Source organism: Endozoicomonas sp. PH6C (assembly GCF_059322965.1).
Genome location: NZ_CP185342.1, coordinates 318,323 through 335,282 on the forward strand (window position 1 = coordinate 318,323; position 16,960 = coordinate 335,282).

The window sequence follows — 16,960 nt, forward strand, 5'->3', positions numbered from 1 at the left end:
TCTTCAAAATCTTCTATTTTGGGTGAGCCAGAGGCTGTTAATTCAGTTGGAATGCCACGGGAATATGGACCCGGGAAGCCACCAGCCGGTTGTTACGCTTCTGGGGTTCGAACTCCCAGTCTTCAACCGCTGCAATAGCCGACCGGTCGAGTAGCCTGAAACCGGACGACTCCAGCACTTTTATGCTCATTGCATGGCCTTCAATATCTATCAGGACTTCCAGCATAACGACGCCCTGCTGGTTTCTTCGTTGCGCAGTGCGCGGGTATTTGGGAGGGACGGACTTGCGAATAGCAGGTCTGGAGACGAAAACAGGCTCGTTGCTGAGACCTTCTGCTTCACTCTTTTCTGTGGCGGTTTTGACTACCTGAGTCTCTGCTTCTTTTTTGGGCGGTTTCGGTTTTTTCTCGACCACCTTTTCAGGCTCAGGTTCTTTTTTAACTTCGGGCTTTTCAGGTTGTGGCTCTGGTTCCGCTATCTTGACGACGTTTTTCTTTGGCTCTGGTTTCTTGATGGGCGTTGGTTTTTTCTCGACAGGTTTGGAGGTATCCCTGACAGGCTCCTGGGGAGCAGCCTGCTGCACTGAAGAAAAGGTCATTCTGATGGGAGCCCTGATGCTGCCCTGAGCCACTTTAGTCTGCTGAACTTCCTGCTGACCATGGTAGATAGCCGCTGCCATATGTACGGAAATGGAAATGATCAATGTGAGTAGCAGCGTTCGAGACATAATCGGTTTACTTGTGCATTGGCGAGTGAAGATTACTGCAACTTTAGGACGTATTCAATAAATCAAATGACAATAATTCGCATTTACTGAGTGCGCTGCAGTAACCGTCACAGGGTTAAAAGTCAGAACATATAGCGCACGTTCAGCTTGATATTGCGACCCGGCTCGTAGAGTGTTTCCCAGGCAGAAATGTAGTACTCGTTCATCAGGTTGTTGACTGTCAGATCGGTCTTGATGCCTTTCAGAGCGCCGGTAGTTGGCTCATAGCTAGCGTAAAGGTCGACCAGATCGTAGCTGTCGTATGAGGACTGGCCGTCGTAATCGGAACGAATATCTTCCTGAGCACTGACATAGGTGTACCGTGAACCAATTTTCAGGTCACCCTGCAGCATCAGGTAGGCAGCATCTGCAACCACTTTGTCGGCCGGTATGTTATCCAGATATTCACCCGTCTTTTTATCTTCGCCACGGGTCTGGCCGTAGGACAGGCCGAGCTGGATAGCCTGGTAACGATACTGGCCGACCAACTCAAAGCCCTTCAATTGAGCTTCATCAACATTCTTCCAGGTTGTTTTGGTTGGAACACCAAAGATGTTTGGATCGTAAACGAACTGGGTAATGAAGTTATCTACATCGTTCTGGAAGACGTTGGCTGTAATGGTCAGTTCATCATCACTCAGAAGGCCAGCAAAATTCATCCGGGCTGAAATTTCCTTATTCTTCGCTTCTTCAGGTTTGAGGTTCGGGTTGGGTACGAACCTGTTGGTGCCAACTGGCGTTGCAAAGTGAGTTCCTGTAGAGAACATTTCTTCCATATTCGGTGCGCGGAAGGCTTCATTGTAACTGGCAGTCAGAGTCAGCCAATCAGTGGTGTCCCAGATCAGGGCAACAGAAGGGGAGACTGCGTTGTCAGACTGTTTCTTCTCTTCAATGTCGGAGTCAGAACGGTTGTCCTTGGCCTCAAAGCGGTCATATCGAACCCCGGTTTGCAAAGTCCATGCCTCTGCCAAAGGAACATCTGCCTGAACAAAAGCACCTGCAGTGGTGGACTCGCCATCGAGATTTTCCGGGCGATTACCTTCATTTCCGAAGTCATCACGAACTGTTTCAATGGTGTTTTTGTAGGCATCAAGACCATAGGTTAAATCTAAATGAGTCAGCTTTGATACGTTGGTAAACGCTGCACCCAATGTCTTGTATCGGGTATTATCAGTCTGCTCGTCTTCAATACGATACTCATCAAATTCAGTATCGGTGTAAAACAGCTGGAACTTGCTGTCCACCAAAACGTTGTCAGGATTAAAAAGATAAGCAGCAGACAGGTTGGTGTTGGTGGACTCTTGAATAATCAATGGGGAGTCCGTATCCACAGCCGTTGCGGGATTGCTGGGAACTTTGGCATTGGTTTGAGCCTGCTGAGCTTTAAACTCAAGACGACTGTCGTCATTCAGCTGCCAGCCCAGTTTGGCCATACCACCCTGTTCGCGGGAGCCGGAGTTCTCAACCTCGTCTCCATTCCCTTCGCCGCTGGTCCCTGTTTCATAGTTACCACCGTCGTTATAGTAGCCATTGAGCAACCAGTCGAAGTTGTCATTCACACCATAAAGCGAGCCACTGGTGCGGGATTCATTATTGTTACTGTGGAAGCCCTGGGATACATAGCCACCCAAAGTTTCACCGGGTTCCAGCATTTCTTCTGCGGTTTTGGTGTTTTGCACAACGACACCGCCGATAGCACCTGAACCCCACAGGTTACTGGATGGACCCTTAACCACCTCAATAGATTTCAGCAGTTCCGGGTCTGTGAAATAACTACCACGGTGGCCGTTGGAGAAGTTTTGGCGGGCACCATCGGTGATCTGAAGAACACGAGTGCCTTCCAGACCGCGAATATTAATGTTCTGGGAGCTAGTGCGCGGGCCACCACTGACGGATACGTTTGGCAGAGACTGGACGGCTTGAGCCACAGACTCAGGTTGTTCCTGCTGGATCTGATACTGGTCTACGACTTCAATCGTCTGGGCTACATCGGTGATGTCTTTTTCAGATCGGGTGGCAGTGACTGTCACCTGATTGAGAAGGGTTGCATTGGTCTGAGGTGTGCTGTCTGCGTAAACAAAACCGGAAGACACTGCCATGACAGCAATTGCCAGTCTACTTTTGGTAAACGTCATTGTTGGCCTACGTGTACTGCTATTGGAGGATTCTTTATAGGGATCAATCACACAAGCGCAGTGTTCTGAATACCCCGAAGCGCTTGTGATGATGTTGCAGGATAATATGCAAAACACAACCTAAACGCAAATCATTATCATTTATATAAAGAAATTGGTTTTTGCGATTGTGATATTTTTGGTTGCTCTGTAGGTTTTTTTTTACAGGTTTGTAATTTTCATTCTGCTTTGCTTCCTGCCGGGAGTCTGTCGGACTTAAGCGTCCGTCTGGGCGACCCCGTCTGGGCGACCCCGTCCAGGTGGACGCTTAAGTCCGACAGGCTGCTGGTTTTCGGTTGCCTTATTCTGTCTTGCATCTAAAGTGGTAGCTTATGCACTGTGCAAATCTCGCAAAGGTCTCGGTATGTTTGTAACTCTCGTTCCGCCAGTGTTTGGAGTTGTTGTACGAGCAACATATTTCAGTCCTTCCTATCTGGTCTGGGGCAATTATCCAATACATCATCAGCAGCAAATAAATTTTTGTAACAGGTTTGATTGGCTGGATCGGCCCACTGGAATTTTTATCCACGGGATTAGATTTTCAACGAACACGGGTGATGTTTTCTGGGGGTTTGATACATATTTTTTCCGTGAGCAGGTACTACTGGACTGGCTAGTGAATTTTATTCCACTAGCGTCCTTTTCTAATGGGTTCTAAAGTCAAATGAGGCCTGTTCCAACATGATTTTCGCTTGGCGAATAGGCTTTAGTGACACTCCTTGCCTTGTCAAAGAGGTGTGAAATGAAAAAGACACTACTGGCGCTAACTGGTGTGGTGATCATCACAGTAGGCTGTCAGGATGAGAAACCGCCGGAGACAAGTGCGGTTGACGGTCCTCAGGCAGCACATCAGAAAAACGCAATTGATGTAGCTCCAATCGAAGAAGAGCAGCTGACCAACACCGATACTTTTGTCGATTCTGGTCAAAACGCGCAAAACGCTCTGAATTGGAGTGGCATTTACGAAGGTAAACTTCCCTGTGCAGATTGTGCAAGCATCGACACAACGCTGACACTCAATGAAGACGGCACCTACTCACTGGTTGAGTTGTATGAAGGCAAAGAAGGCGACCCAATCAAATCTGGAGGTAAATTCACCTGGAACAAATCGGGCAATGTTGTCACCTTGGTTGACGAGTCAGGTCCAAACCAATACTTCGTTGGTGAAAACATGCTAATGAAACTGGATGTGAACGGCGAGAAGGCAACGGGTGATTTAGCTTCACGCTACAATCTGAAAAAGATGCCCTGATGGTGACACTTGGCAAAGGAGAGTTCGAATGAACTCTCCTCGCCAGAACTACTGCTCGATCTTATGCTTCAGAGTGGCTTCAACCCGGCGGTTGGCGGCACGTCCTTCAGCTGTTTCATTGCTGGCAACAGGCAGATCTTCGCCGTAACCAACGGCTCTGATGCTGTCGCCTGCAATACCATAATCATTGATGAGAATGTTGCGAACTGCATCTGCACGACGCTGTGACAAGTTTCTGTTGTATTCCTCAGCACCTCTGTTGTCGGTGTAACCTCCGATCTCCACAGGTACTTCAGGGTAGGCTTTCAGGAACTGAACCACTTCGTCGACGTTATCAATCTCGCCGGTTACCACGGCAGAGTTGGTAGCAAAATTGACGCTGAGCTTCATGCTGATGTCTTTTATCAGTGCGATTTTGCAGCCATTGTCGTCGACTTTGCGACCTTCGGGAGTATTCGGGCACTGATCCATATAGTCCGGAACACCGTCTTTATCGCTGTCCAGTGCACAGCCACTGGCATCAACCGTCGCACCGGCTGGTGTATTTGGGCAATTGTCACGACTGTCAGGTACACCGTCCTGGTCGCTATCTGTTTCAACAGGCGCCGGGGCAGGAGCTGAACTTCCACCGAAGGCATAACTGATTCCGACATTGACCAGACTGTCCCAGGTGCTGTCGTCGGCTCCGTGGATGCCACGAACATCCCCGCGCAGTGACCAGTTTTCGTTAATGGCATAGCGAACACCAACGCCGGCATTGGCCTGTGTTTCCTGAGAGTCATTGAGCTTGCCTTCAAATTCCCCGTGGCCCACACCCAGAATGGCAAAAGGTTGCCACCTGGCTGTCATGGGTTTGAAGTAGTAGATAGCATCCAGGTAATACTGGTTGACATCGGTATCCCCAATTCTGCTGTCAGCATTGCTGTCGAGAAATCTCAGTTCTGTGGCCCATTGGTCGTTAAAGCGATATTCACCCCCCAGAGTCAGTGTGGTGGCATCGTCCAGATTGCGATCAGAATCAAAATTCTGAAGACCAATCGCAGGGTTGATATACCAGCGTCCTTCGTCAGCATAAACCGAAGCGGCCAATCCGGTGGAAATTACAAAAGCCAGTAACTGTCGTTTTTTATACACGGCTACATTCCTTGGTGTCGTTGGGATGTAGGCGAAGTGTACCTATTTAATGTGCATCTGTTAAATGTCTTTGTGGCGTTAAATGAGATTTCTATCCATATTAGACGACATAGACTTTGTAATATTGTAATGCCTTTATCCAAAAGCAGGTCGTTCAACCTGTACTGAAGTTCTGTATAAACGCGATAGTCAAAAAGAAATTGTAAGAGCCGCAGAAAACTGCGGTCTATACTGGGTATCCATGGTCGGCAATGAGAGGCTGGTTGAGAGCAGACTCTGGCCGATCTGACGTTTATCCAGTCAGGGTGGAACTATGCCTTCAGATTCGAAGACCTCTTCTTTTCATTCGTGGTTATTGTTGATCACTGTGTTACTCAAGCTGGGGCTGGCAGCCGGTTCTGCTTTTGCCAAACCCTCTGTTCAATGCACCGGAACACCGGAAAAGCTTGAAGCCGGTCAATCCATTAAAGTGATGACCTGGAATGTGCAGTTTATGGCCGGAGGCATCTATGAACTATGGAAGCCCCCGCAGCAACTCGAAGCTCTGGCTCTTGACAAGCAATTGTCTGTTTTTCATCAGGTAGCAGACCTGATTGAAGAAGAGAACCCTGATATCCTTCTGCTTCAGGAAGTCGACGTAGACCCCAGAGTCAGGATGAGCCAGATCCAGTGGTTGAAAGACGCCCTGCCTGCAAGGTTTCATTGCAGTGCCTTCACCGCTTATAGTTATTTGAACGAACGGGCCTCACCGAATGTCCGGAAAGAGCCGGGTGGAGTGAACCTGCTGACCTTATCCCGGTTTGCTATTGACAGTGTCGTCAGGCATGACCTTCCTGCCATACCTGATCAGTCTCTTTATCCTGCGACCACTCAACGGGCCCTGCTGGAGACCGAAATCAACCTGGGAGCCGGGTCACTGACGGTGATTAACACGCATCTGGATGCTTTTGCCCAAGGGCTGGATATTATGCAAAGGCAGGTAAAGCAATTGGCTGAGCGGCTGGACCGGATGGGGGCCGACTCCCTGTGGATTACCGGAGGGGATTTCAATTTGATTCCGCAGGGACAGTATGAGCACCTCGATGACTCCGAGCAGTTCTGGTATCAGAAAGACTCCGAGTTATCCGTACTGACCGACAGGTTTCCGGTTGTTCCAACGCCTCAACAGGCTTCTGGAGAGGAAAGGCAACGGTGGTTCACTAGTCGAACCCGTCAGGATCTGGGTCTGGATCGGACGCTGGATTATCTCTTTTACTCAGCAAAGCTGGATCTGGTGAAGGCCAGAGTGGTCCAAAAAGCTGAAATGCTCTCGGATCATGTGCCTTTAGTGGCGGAGTTCAGATTGCAGAAGAACTGATTTATTTTCAGGATTAACCTGACTGATCTCTCAATTATCAGTCCTGTTCGTCATACTCGGTCACTGACTCGGGAGACGCTGTAACAATCGCATTGACGCCCGAACTTCAGGAATTGCTGTTAAACAATGAGCCTACCTGCGATTCAAAAAACACATCTGGCCCTGGCCGTCATGGCAGTAGCAAATGTCACAGTCAAGGCTGAAGAAGCTTTGCCGTCTATACAACCCACTCTGCTGGACCAGGTGACTGTATCAGCGACACTGACTGAACAGAATCTCGATTCGGTGGCCAGCAGCGTAGATGTCACCACGGCGGATGACATTGAAAAGAGAATGGTCAATGACATTGATGACCTGGTTCGTTACGAGCCGGGGGTCAGGGTCACAAATGATGGCAGAACCGGTGCAGGCAGCTTCAATATTCGTGGGATGGATGCCAACCGGGTCAAGATTACTGTAGACGGAGTGGATCAGGCCAAAGCCTTTGATTCCACCAAAATGTTTTTGCGTTCCCAGCGAAATTTTATTGACCTCGAAACCATCAAGGTCGTTGAAGTCTTAAAAGGTCCGGCATCGACCGTACATGGTAGCGATGCTATCGGCGGTGTTGTTGCTTTTGTCACCAAAGACCCGGCAGACTTTCTTCATCCCGAAGGTAATGACGCCTACGCATCACTGAAGGGGGGATACTCCTCTGCTGACAGTGCCTTTACTGAAACAGCAACGTTTGCTAATCGCAGTGATGATCTGGAAAGCCTGCTGATTTATACCCGTCGCGATGCCAAAGAAACCCGGACCCATGGTGGTGCCGATGTGAAGGGTGAGGCCAGGGAAGAAGCCGACCCCAAGGATATTGGTGTCAATAACGTACTGGGCAAGTTACAGTACCAATTGAACGACGATCATCGTATGGGGCTGACAGTTGAGTGGCGGGAGCTTCACTCTGACACTGATTTATTGTCAATGGTCGGTGTACAGCCCACTGGAAACCCTTCTCCTTACAGCAAATTTGAAGCAGAGGACTCAACAAAACGTCAACGCCTTGGCGTGTTTCATGAGTGGGAAGCGTTCATACCGGTTTTCGATACGCTTAAGTGGACCCTGAACTGGCAGGAAACCGAGACTAATCAGATTACCTACGATGAAATGCTGGTCGAGGTCCCGGACCCTTCGAAATGGAAAACCCAGGCGAGAAACAAGGATTACATCTACAGGGAAACCAGCTGGCAGCTGGATCTGAAGATGACCAAATGGCTTGACTTCAAATCCTCCGATCACCTTATCAGCTATGGACTGGAGCTGGGAAGAAAAGAGCAGAATAACCTGAACAAGACCACATACGTCAAAAATCCAGCTGGTGAAGAGAATGACATTAGTCGTTATGCGCCGCTGGCGACCGTTGAATCTTCGGGTATCTATCTTCAGGATGAAATAACCCTGCTGGACGATCGTCTGACCGTGACACCAGGCATTCGTTATGACAGTTTTTCACCAGAAACTGAAACGGATCAATATTATAAAAAAGCATATAAAGACAAATCATACGACAGTTGGTCTGGAAAACTGGGCGCTGTTTACAAGTTCACAGACGTATTTTCAGGGTTTGTACAATACAGCCAGGGCTTTGGCACACCTGATTTATTTGCGATGTACTTTGAAGAAATCGTACCTGTCGGTTCAATGAATATTCATGTCATGCCTAATCCCGATCTGGAGCCCGAGAAAAGTGACTCTATTGAAGTAGGATTGAGAGCGAACGGGCGACTTGGAAGTGCAGAAATCACTGCATTTTATAATCGGTATGACGACTTTATTGAAATGGTTCCCCTTGGAACAGTTGGGAGAGATGTTCAGTACCAGTATCAGAATCTGGATGACACAACCATCAAGGGTCTTGAGTTCAAGGGCCAGCTCTGGCTGGATGAAGCCATAGGGGCGCCCATTGGAACAAGTTTTAAGACAGCGGTTGCCTGGAGTAAAGGTCAGGGTACTTTCTCCAATGATAAGGGAGAATTATTTAAAGACGATCCTTTAAACAGTATTGCTCCGCTCACCGCTGTTATTGGACTGGCCTATGATTCACCCGATGACAACTGGGGCGGGGAAATGATGTGGACTCTGGTCGCCGCGAAAGATAAAGACGATATCTCTAATAGCGATATTGCTTCAGACGAGAGTGAAGCAGGGGGCGAACAGTTTGCAACACCTGGCTATGGTCTTGTAGATATGACCACTTATTGTAAGCCCATTAAAGACGTGATTCTCACTGCCGGTATTTTCAACATTACTGACAAGAAATACTGGAAGTGGGATGATGTACGCGGTCTTTCTGACACTTATAAGGGCCTTAACCGTTATACCCAGACCGGCAGGAACTTTTCTGTCAGTATGAAGTGGGAGATATGACCAGGCTGTGTCACAACTCTGGTTCCCTTGGGAACCCATTCCTTGCCTCAACCTGAAAACTTCCTTTAAAACACACCATTATCGTTGCGAATGTTGCCGCCACTCATCATTGAATAGAAGCGCATAAAACCGTCCAACGCTTGAATGGAATCCCGGTGTTCAATAATACGACCATTCTCCAAACGCCAGGTATCAATGATATTCATACCCTTTTCATCGTTACTACGATCATCTTTATTCAATGTGGCGTGGGAATGAAAGATCACCCTGGTTCACATCAACAGGCTTGCGTTTTCGATGTATTCTTTTGTGATTCGACAGGTCTTGCGCGTTTTTGCAGACCTTCCCACAAGCTCGCTGCTGGCCATCTTCTTGGACCACGGTTTCGCTACAGGTTTTTTGCCCGGAGTGGTCTCTCATTTTGTGATTCGCCAGGGCTATGATATGCCTGCAAACTCTTCCGCATGGTCGTTGCTGTCCATCTTCTCCAACCACGATCACTTCACAGGTTTTTTGCCCACTGTGGATTTTGCTTTTGTGATCCAGCATTGCTCGAGCGTTCTTAAGGACTCTCCTGCATGGTCGCAGTTGGCCATCCTGTCCGAGCGTGGTCAAGTTACAGGTTTGTTGCACGGAGTGAGCTCTTCTTTTGTGATCCGACAGGGCTTGAAAATTCTTAAAGACCTTCCCGCATGGCCGCAGCTGACCATCCCCCCCGGGCACGGTCAAGGAACAGGTTTTTTGCCCGGTGTGGAAGCTGGTTTTATGAGACGACAATGATCGTTTATTTTTTAAAATCTTTCCGCATGGTCGCAGCTGTTTATCTTTCCCGAGCACGGTCAGGTCACATGTTTGTTGTCCAGTGTGAGCCTCTCTTTTGTGAGCCGAAAGGATTTGAGCATTCTTAAAGGTTTTCCCACATGGCCACAGCTGGCCACTCTCCCCGGGCACGGTCAAGTCACAGGTTTTTTGCCCGGTGTGGATGCTGCTTTTGTGAGACGACAGGGCTCTGACATTTTTACAGACCGATCCGCATTGACGAAGATGGCCATCCTCCCCTAACACTAACACGTTGCAAGTTACTTTCCTGGCAAGGCTGGTTGCATCGGCTTCCCCTGAAACTACTGAGTTCAGGGCAGCACCATCGGAAGAGTTGCAACTATCACACTGTGTATTGGCCAAATGGGGGCATGAAATTTGTCCGGGTGTTTCTTCTGTGTTGTTTGTTGAACTTTCTTCACAAACCAACGCTCCACTCTCGGATGAATTGGAAGATTGTCGGAATCGACAAACACCATTACAGGGGTAGAGATAACAATTTAAACCCAAAGTATGCAGGTATTGTTCAGGGCCTTCGTTGTTATTGCCAGAGTCAGAATTCAGGAGCCTGGTGAAATAGCCTGTAATGTAAGTGGTAGCCTGTGGGATTTGCTGGTCGGATGATGTTGATGGCTGGCCTTGTTGTGGGGCATGTTCAGAGCCAGGCATCATAGTGGTGATTACGAACAGATGATTTTGATACGCTTCTTTTTGTTCAATCGAATTAAACACTGGTGAGTCGGGGTTGAAATAGCTTTTTAAAAGCCAACCGACAGCGATAGCTGTTGCCAGAGGCGGCCATGAACAAGGGAGTGAGTCCAGAGGGGAGTTTTGGATGGTCAGAAATAGTTCACAAGCAACCAGCAGATTCGTAGCACAAAGCCACTGCCACGAAATTGACTCAATGAGGATCGTTTTCACCCTGTAGCTGTATGGTTTGTGTCGTTTGTCATCAGGTGACGAGCCGGGTTCTGCATAGCCGTCTGAGTCGATATTGTCTGTAGGGTTGCCCGACAACATGCGGCGATCAAGCTTTATAGAAAAGTCCCGGTTTGGAAAATCTGCACTCTGCTCGAGCTCGACAACAAAATGTCTTGTCAACGGTTTAGATTGGCTGATGACAGACAATGACATTAAGAGCAGTGCTGAAAAGAGTAAGTGTTTAATAATTCTATCCCTGCCTTCTGGTTTACAGGGAGGAAGGATAGATCAAGATAATAAGTGTGCTTTTGCGTCTTCCACGTGAAAGGGCTGGGCGCTTGCGCAGACCTTCCCGCACTGTTGCTGCTTGTTCTTTCCGGAAGCCGGCCTTCCGGGACTTGAGCCCGGGACCTGCCGAGTATGTGTCTTTCAATTTGTGCTTTCGTATCATTCCAAATGATCCCTTATCTTGCTTATAACCTCTTGTTTACTGGACTTATTATTTCCATAAGCTTCCAAGCTCTTGATTAAAACCGCAACGAGCGCAACACTCGCTGTTATGGCTAAGGTTCAAGCTACCTTGTCAAACACTTAAGAAAGACATTTCTGGCACCGTTGATATCACGATCAACGGTGAAGCCCTCACCCTTAATAACCTTGGAAGAACCTAATTTTTCGTCAATGGTCCCGTTCCATGATCGAGTCTTGGATGTATAGGCTTCGTTGCAATAAACTACATGCTTTCCATACTTTTTTGCGTACCACTTAAGCCGAATTTTGAATTGGTAGTGATTGAGGTCAAGCATCTGGCGGCAGGTGTTACGGCGAATGGTGCGAACCTTCTTATCTTTGCGTGTGACCATACCTCTTGTCTCAAAGGTTGGCAAAAATACAACGTCGTAGTTCGACACCAACTCGAACGCCAGCCGGTTATGCAGATCAAGAACAATGTCATCCTTTTTGCATTTCAGCCGGTCAATTTCCCTGTTGAAATGAATAATCCGATCTCTTGCCCACTGGGGCATATCGGGGAACTCAACGCCCTTCTGCGTGTTCAGGATTTTTTGCTTTTGACTGATCAAGCTGTCCACTTGCTTCATCAGTGGGAACAGCTTTGTTTTTGCAACGTTATTACCCGCTATCAACGCCTCTTTTTCGCTGTAGCAAGTGGCAAAGGTGCGAACTCCGGGGTCAACTCCAACGCATCTAACCTTCCCTTGGATTTCGGGATTTAGCTCAATATGTTGTTGAACCTGAATGAACCAGCGACCTTTGTCGTAGGTTATGACACAAGACTTGCCAATCGCTTCTGCTGGCACATCTTCTGTCAGGTGAATCTTGCCAAGAGCCTGTATGCAGGGATTTAATCCCTTTGGGAAACGATCAATAGAGAATGAGTGCCTGCTACCTTTGCGGCTTTTGAAACTGATTTCTGCAAAGCCCTCTTTAGTTCCCTTGAGCTTCTTGTTGTGCTTGCAGATCGCTTTGAATGTAACCGCTGCCGCCAGTGTTCCATTATCAGAAACAAGCGAGTTATAAGCCCTGCCACTTTCTTTTTGCTCCTGCTCCACTTGAGCTTTAATGGCGGGTCGCATGTTGATGAATTTTCCGCTGGCATCTTTATAGTCATCGTTACGGAAACGCTCAACAGCAAGGTTGTACGACCTGCGATAGAGTATCAGGGCATCGTGATAGGCTTGCTTATTCTCTGGGTAAAACCTGATCTTTTTTGACGCTACTCTCTTTGCGTCCTTTGCGTCTTTTAGCAGATTGCTTCCCGTAGTGGTTATTGCAGAATGAGGTAATGAAACCGATAAGCTCTTGGGTGTCGAATGACTCACTGGCGTTATCCGGGTCATCCAAAACCTCGATGTGTCCTCCCGATAATTCAACAAGCCATTTGATGAGTCCAAACCCTGATCGGGCAAGGCGATCTTTTGTGGCAACCACAATATGGGTTGGATTTCCGCGCACCGCTGATTCCAGAATGGTTTGCAGTCCTTTTCGCTTAAAGTTGAAAGCACTGGCAATGTCGCTGATAAATTCTGCATCAGGGTGCTCTTTGAGTAAGATACGCTTTTGCGTGTCGATGCTGGATTTTTGCTTTCCAGAACTCACTCTTGTATAGCATATCTTCCTCTGCCGGTTAATGAATATGCGGAAGTGACCACCACTGGTTTGCTTCACTTTTTCGTAGTGACCGCTTTCGATCTTGCGCCTCATAGTTTGGCTGGTTACGCCTTCAATCATGGCTAGCTTTGTAGTTGAACCCCACAAGATAAATTCACCTTTTGACGATTTATCTTGTGTCTGGCGTAATTGATTTTGCGATTGTTGCAATTTTATTTGACTGTACTATTGTTTTCCGCTCAAGTCCGACAGAAAGGGGGGTAATAGAAGGTGCAAAGAGGGCGCAACATCCAAAGATGGTTTTAATGGCAAAACTAGCCCCAACTCAAGTGAAGAGCATTAAATACCGGCTTAGTGAACAGGTATGGAGTCGCGATGATGGAGTTTTGCTATTTGAGAAAAGGAATAGCGGTATTGTTGAGGCTTACCGACAGGCCAACAGCAGTACTTAAAAATAGGAAATACGTAAAAAAGGTAGGTCTAAATCGGAAATAAAACCATGCCAGCACAACAAAAGCCGCAATACATAACCGATGACGAGGGAAACCGGGTATCAGTCGTTTTGCCTGTGGATCAATATCAGGAGCTGTTAGAAGACCTTGAAGATCTTGCGACAGTGGCAGAGCACCGGTGCGAGGAAACCGTATCCCATGATGAGCTTATCAAGTCACTGAAGGCAGACGGCAAGCTATGAGTCGGGAAGAGCGGGAGGCGTTGTTGGTTAAGGTGGAGTAAGCAAATGAAAAGGACATCCAGAGATTGATAAACCAGTTCACACTTTTCACTGTGCAATACCTTGGCGGCCCTCTCACAATGCCTGCTATTCTGACTGCTTCTACAGCAAATGATAAGGGTACGCAGTGTGTCACTGGAACATCGTGTAGAGAGACTTGAATCCCATTTTGAATCACTGGATAACGCTGTACACCGCTTCGTCCAGATTACCGGGGAAACACAGAAGATTGTGCTGGAAAATCATCGAAAGAACCGGCTCATGTTCGCTCAGGTAGAAAAACGTTTTGATCAGCAAGACCACAAGATCGAGGCTTACCAGTCTGAGAACTGCAAACATTTTGACAAAATATAAGAAACTCTCGCCATCATCGCAAACCACCTTCGGAAATAGCCACGCCGCCTGGCAACTCGCTTGACGGAGACAGCTACGCTGCCCGTCAGCTCTTCGGGTTATATGTCTACTTTGTCATACTCTCCATCAGGTCATCAGTAGAACCGTTAATATCAATATTCGGCATGATACTTTGTGGCTTCCAGATGATTCGGTTGTGATAAACACTCACACCAACACCGTCCATCTGTTCAGCAAAGTATGTGACATTATCGGACAACCCCAAGAAGTGCTTTTTAAATTCATTGGGACCCGTCTTACTAGGCACAATAAACGAGACACAAAAAAGCCCGTAGTGTTCACTGACGCTACGGGCTTTGCTGTATCTGGTGGGCCTTCCGGGACTCGAACCCAGGACCTGCCGATTATGAGTCGGATGCTCTAACCAACTGAGCTAAAGGCCCCATTTTGACACCAACCCCGTAATCTTTCCTGTTGGTAGCGTATAACGCACAAGACTTCAGGGCTTGGTTCTTAGTGGAGGTGAATTATAAGCATATCAGGGCGCTCTCGCCAACCCTCTGATTTTAATAAAGCTTTTATCGATCAAAAAAGGTTCTTTAACAGGTCTTGAAGTGTAAAAGAAGCATCGTTGGCACCTGCTTTTTTGTCAGCGCCTGCTGTGTCTTGTCGAAATAAAAGCCGTGCCTCTGTTGGATGGAAGTCCGGCAGGTCATGAAGGATTGTGGCAGGGGCATTTTCCCGCCCTATCAGCAAAGCGCAGCAATTTTGCGATAGCCTCGTATTGGGCGAGGGCTCACGGCGTTTTGCCAAGCGGTCATTCACATAGTGCAATGACTGCGTCTTTAATACCCGCCCTGAATAGAGGATAATGAACAGGATTCAGATTGGAGCAATGAGGAATCTATGGCTCTGGAAAAGATAAAAGAGCGTCTGTCTTCAGTAACTGAGGGTCTCACGAGCACCCTGAGTGGTGGTATACCTGGGGCCAAAATGATTGCTGTTGCTGTTGGTGTCCTGATAATTGGCCTGACTGCTTTAGGTATTTACTGGAGTATTGAACCGGATAGTTTTTCAGTAAAAGCCAATACTGAGCAGATGGCACAGGCCAATGACCAGGAAGTTGTGGTGGGTTACACGACTACGGCTACGCTTTATCGTATTGCTGACACGCTGCTGAGCAAATCCGGTGGCTATATCCGAAATGATATCGGTCCTCCCGGTGTGTTTATGGATAATATGCCAAGCTGGGAGCTGGGTGTGTTGGTTCAGGTGCGTGATATGGCGCGCTCTCTTCGTAAAGATATGAGTCGTTCGCAGTCCCAGTCTCAGGAAGATCGCGATCTTGCCATTGCCGAGCCTCAGTTTAACTTTGATTCCAGGAGTTGGATTCTTCCTTCCAGTGAAAAAGAATACCAGCGTGGTATCGATAAGCTGGGCAATTATATGCGTCGACTGCCCGATAAGCAGGATCCCGCCCAGTTCTACGCCCGTGCCGATAACCTGACCCGCTGGCTGACCGATGTTGAAACCCGTCTGGGCAGTCTTTCTCAAAGACTCAGTGCCAGTGTCGGCAAACCGCGTATTAATACTGATCTGGCAGGGGATGCGGAAGCTTCCCAGTCCACAGAAGCAGAGACGCTGGTGGAAGTGAAAACGCCCTGGACCAAAATCGATGATGTTTTCTACGAAGCCCGTGGTTCTTCCTGGGCACTGATTCATCTAATGAAGGCGATAGAGGTCGACTTTGCCGATGTACTGGAAAAAAAGAACGCTACGATCAGCCTGAAGCAAATTATTCGGGAACTGGAAGCTACTCAGGAAACAGTCTGGAGTCCATTCATTCTTAACGGTAGCGGATTTGGCATATTGGCCAACCATTCACTGGTCATGGCCAATTATATCTCTCGCGCCAATGCCGGCATTATCGATTTGCGCCGACTGCTTGAGCAGGGGTAGATGCACTGTGAATTGTTAGTTCTGTTTTTTAACTTTTCCTGAAGCCGCAAAGCGGCTAAAAATGCTACCTACGCTTGAAAGAGTGCTCCCGCCGAGCTAGGCGGGAGGTGAATTTCATTCAGCCCCTTAGGGCTGATTCTGGTTCTCTATGTATTGTTTAATTACCTCCAGAGGGCCTCCGCCGCAGCCCCCAGCAAAGTACGATCTTGACCACAAAACCGGCTTTCGGTACGCACCTGCAATATCACAAAACTCCTGCCTTAATCGTCTGGATGAAACAGCTTTCAGACTGTTTATTAGTTTCGCAATGGCTGGCGTGTTGGGTGAATAAAACAATGTGGCAGTGCAAAGTATAAGCACTGTGTCGGCCTTTCTTTATTTCTTGCATACTAATGCTTGATATTCCATTTTATGCCCTCTAATTTAAGCATTAAAGATTAATGCACTGATTGCATCAATGAAGATTCTCAAGGCATATAAATTCAGACTGGAGGCAACACCAGAGCAGCATGTAAGACTCATGCAGCTTTGTGGCACAGCTCGCTTTGTCTGGAATAAAGCATTGAGCATCTGCAATGAAAAGTGGAAGTCTGGCGAAAAAATTCCGTCATCTTATACCATGCACAAGTGGCTTCCAGTATGGAAAAAAGATGAAGAAACGAGCTTTCTTACTCAGGGAAATGCCGTTGCCTTGCAGCAAAAAGTGAATGATCTTGGTGCGGCATGGAAACGTCACTTTGACGATCTGGCAAAACTCAAAGCCGGGAAAATCAAGGAAGTCCAGTTTGAAAAGCCATGCTTCATGAAGTCGGCATGGTATATGAGGCACCCGCCAAACTGGAGTGGATCGAGAATTGTTTTTCATTGTTGAGTAATATTCTTGGTGAAGGCTGTGTAGCCTATTTGACGGGTGCAAAGGCGCTGAACACACAAAGCGAGAAATCGGTGTTATCGA

17 protein-coding genes and 1 tRNA gene are annotated in these 16,960 nt (G+C 47.7%); 8 read left to right on the forward strand and 10 right to left on the reverse strand.

The window, feature by feature from the left end; all coding sequences use genetic code 11:
• Positions 1-37: 37 nt before the first annotated feature.
• Together ACOMG9_RS01215 and ACOMG9_RS01220 are read right to left on the reverse strand one after the other, a co-directional pair.
• Positions 38-727 carry an energy transducer TonB gene (locus ACOMG9_RS01215; RefSeq protein WP_448215455.1) on the reverse strand — a complete coding sequence of 230 codons (690 nt, stop codon included), beginning with the start codon at positions 725-727 and terminating at the stop codon, positions 38-40.
• Positions 728-849: 122 nt separating this feature from the next.
• Positions 850-2,901, reverse strand: coding sequence for a TonB-dependent hemoglobin/transferrin/lactoferrin family receptor (locus ACOMG9_RS01220; RefSeq protein WP_494529666.1), 2,052 nt, complete (start codon positions 2,899-2,901; stop codon positions 850-852).
• A 781-nt stretch (positions 2,902-3,682) separates the two neighbouring features.
• Between ACOMG9_RS01220 and ACOMG9_RS01225 the strand changes: the two genes are divergently transcribed.
• Complete coding sequence (locus tag ACOMG9_RS01225) at positions 3,683-4,192, forward strand: copper resistance protein NlpE (RefSeq protein ID WP_448215457.1); 510 nt, start codon at positions 3,683-3,685, stop codon at positions 4,190-4,192.
• Positions 4,193-4,240: 48 nt separating this feature from the next.
• On the opposite strand, the gene ACOMG9_RS01230 is transcribed toward ACOMG9_RS01225, so the two are convergent.
• Entirely contained in the window at positions 4,241-5,326 is a 1,086-nt protein-coding gene (locus ACOMG9_RS01230) for an OmpA family protein (protein ID WP_448215458.1), read from the reverse strand.
• Positions 5,327-5,639: 313 nt separating this feature from the next.
• Between ACOMG9_RS01230 and ACOMG9_RS01235 the strand changes: the two genes are divergently transcribed.
• Together ACOMG9_RS01235 and ACOMG9_RS01240 are read left to right on the forward strand one after the other, a co-directional pair.
• Positions 5,640-6,683: an endonuclease/exonuclease/phosphatase family protein gene (locus ACOMG9_RS01235; RefSeq protein WP_448215459.1), complete on the forward strand. Its 1,044-nt coding sequence runs from the start codon at positions 5,640-5,642 to the stop codon at positions 6,681-6,683.
• Positions 6,684-6,809: 126 nt separating this feature from the next.
• Positions 6,810-9,089, forward strand: a complete 2,280-nt coding sequence (locus ACOMG9_RS01240; protein WP_448215460.1) for a TonB-dependent hemoglobin/transferrin/lactoferrin family receptor — start codon at positions 6,810-6,812, stop codon at positions 9,087-9,089.
• A gap of 65 nt (positions 9,090-9,154) precedes the next feature.
• On the opposite strand, the gene ACOMG9_RS01245 is transcribed toward ACOMG9_RS01240, so the two are convergent.
• The 4 genes from ACOMG9_RS01245 to ACOMG9_RS01260 all read right to left on the reverse strand — a co-directional run bounded on the left by ACOMG9_RS01245 (position 9,155) and on the right by ACOMG9_RS01260 (position 13,106).
• A complete protein-coding gene (locus tag ACOMG9_RS01245) occupies positions 9,155-9,355 on the reverse strand; it encodes a hypothetical protein (protein WP_494529667.1) in 201 nt (66 codons plus the stop codon).
• Positions 9,324-11,042: a hypothetical protein gene (locus ACOMG9_RS01250; RefSeq protein WP_448215462.1), complete on the reverse strand. Its 1,719-nt coding sequence runs from the start codon at positions 11,040-11,042 to the stop codon at positions 9,324-9,326. The genes ACOMG9_RS01245 and ACOMG9_RS01250 overlap by 32 nt, the downstream gene beginning before the upstream one ends.
• Before the next feature lie 362 nt (positions 11,043-11,404).
• Positions 11,405-12,619, reverse strand: coding sequence for an RNA-guided endonuclease InsQ/TnpB family protein (locus tag ACOMG9_RS01255; RefSeq protein WP_448218595.1), 1,215 nt, complete (start codon positions 12,617-12,619; stop codon positions 11,405-11,407).
• The gene (locus ACOMG9_RS01260; RefSeq protein ID WP_448215463.1) at positions 12,531-13,106 is read right to left on the reverse strand and encodes an IS607 family transposase; all 576 of its coding nucleotides are present in this window, start codon (positions 13,104-13,106) and stop codon (positions 12,531-12,533) included. The genes ACOMG9_RS01255 and ACOMG9_RS01260 overlap by 89 nt, the downstream gene beginning before the upstream one ends.
• Positions 13,107-13,120: 14 nt before the next feature.
• Between ACOMG9_RS01260 and ACOMG9_RS01265 the strand changes: the two genes are divergently transcribed.
• The 3 genes from ACOMG9_RS01265 to ACOMG9_RS01275 all read left to right on the forward strand — a co-directional run bounded on the left by ACOMG9_RS01265 (position 13,121) and on the right by ACOMG9_RS01275 (position 14,046).
• A complete protein-coding gene (locus ACOMG9_RS01265; RefSeq protein WP_494529668.1) occupies positions 13,121-13,411 on the forward strand; it encodes a hypothetical protein in 291 nt (96 codons plus the stop codon).
• 47 nt (positions 13,412-13,458) lie between these two features.
• Complete coding sequence (locus ACOMG9_RS01270) at positions 13,459-13,653, forward strand: RelB antitoxin-like protein (RefSeq protein ID WP_422139671.1); 195 nt, start codon at positions 13,459-13,461, stop codon at positions 13,651-13,653.
• A gap of 168 nt (positions 13,654-13,821) precedes the next feature.
• On the forward strand, positions 13,822-14,046 hold the full coding sequence (locus ACOMG9_RS01275) for a hypothetical protein (RefSeq protein ID WP_494529669.1): 225 nt from the start codon (positions 13,822-13,824) through the stop codon (positions 14,044-14,046).
• Between the two features lie 106 nt (positions 14,047-14,152).
• Here ACOMG9_RS01275 and ACOMG9_RS01280 read toward each other — a convergent pair whose 3' ends face one another.
• Positions 14,153-14,353 carry a beta-sandwich lipoprotein gene (locus ACOMG9_RS01280; protein ID WP_448215465.1) on the reverse strand — a complete coding sequence of 67 codons (201 nt, stop codon included), beginning with the start codon at positions 14,351-14,353 and terminating at the stop codon, positions 14,153-14,155.
• 59 nt (positions 14,354-14,412) lie between these two features.
• Positions 14,413-14,489: transfer RNA gene (locus ACOMG9_RS01285), tRNA-Ile, on the reverse strand.
• Between the two features lie 463 nt (positions 14,490-14,952).
• Between ACOMG9_RS01285 and ACOMG9_RS01290 the strand changes: the two genes are divergently transcribed.
• On the forward strand, positions 14,953-16,005 hold the full coding sequence (locus ACOMG9_RS01290; protein ID WP_448215466.1) for a DUF2333 family protein: 1,053 nt from the start codon (positions 14,953-14,955) through the stop codon (positions 16,003-16,005).
• Between the two features lie 126 nt (positions 16,006-16,131).
• Here ACOMG9_RS01290 and ACOMG9_RS01295 read toward each other — a convergent pair whose 3' ends face one another.
• Entirely contained in the window at positions 16,132-16,365 is a 234-nt protein-coding gene (locus tag ACOMG9_RS01295) for a transposase (RefSeq protein ID WP_448215467.1), read from the reverse strand.
• A gap of 97 nt (positions 16,366-16,462) precedes the next feature.
• On the opposite strand from ACOMG9_RS01295, the gene ACOMG9_RS01300 reads away from it, so the two are divergent.
• Positions 16,463-16,876 carry a helix-turn-helix domain-containing protein gene (locus tag ACOMG9_RS01300; protein WP_448215468.1) on the forward strand — a complete coding sequence of 138 codons (414 nt, stop codon included), beginning with the start codon at positions 16,463-16,465 and terminating at the stop codon, positions 16,874-16,876.
• The last annotated feature ends 84 nt before the right edge of the window (positions 16,877-16,960 follow it).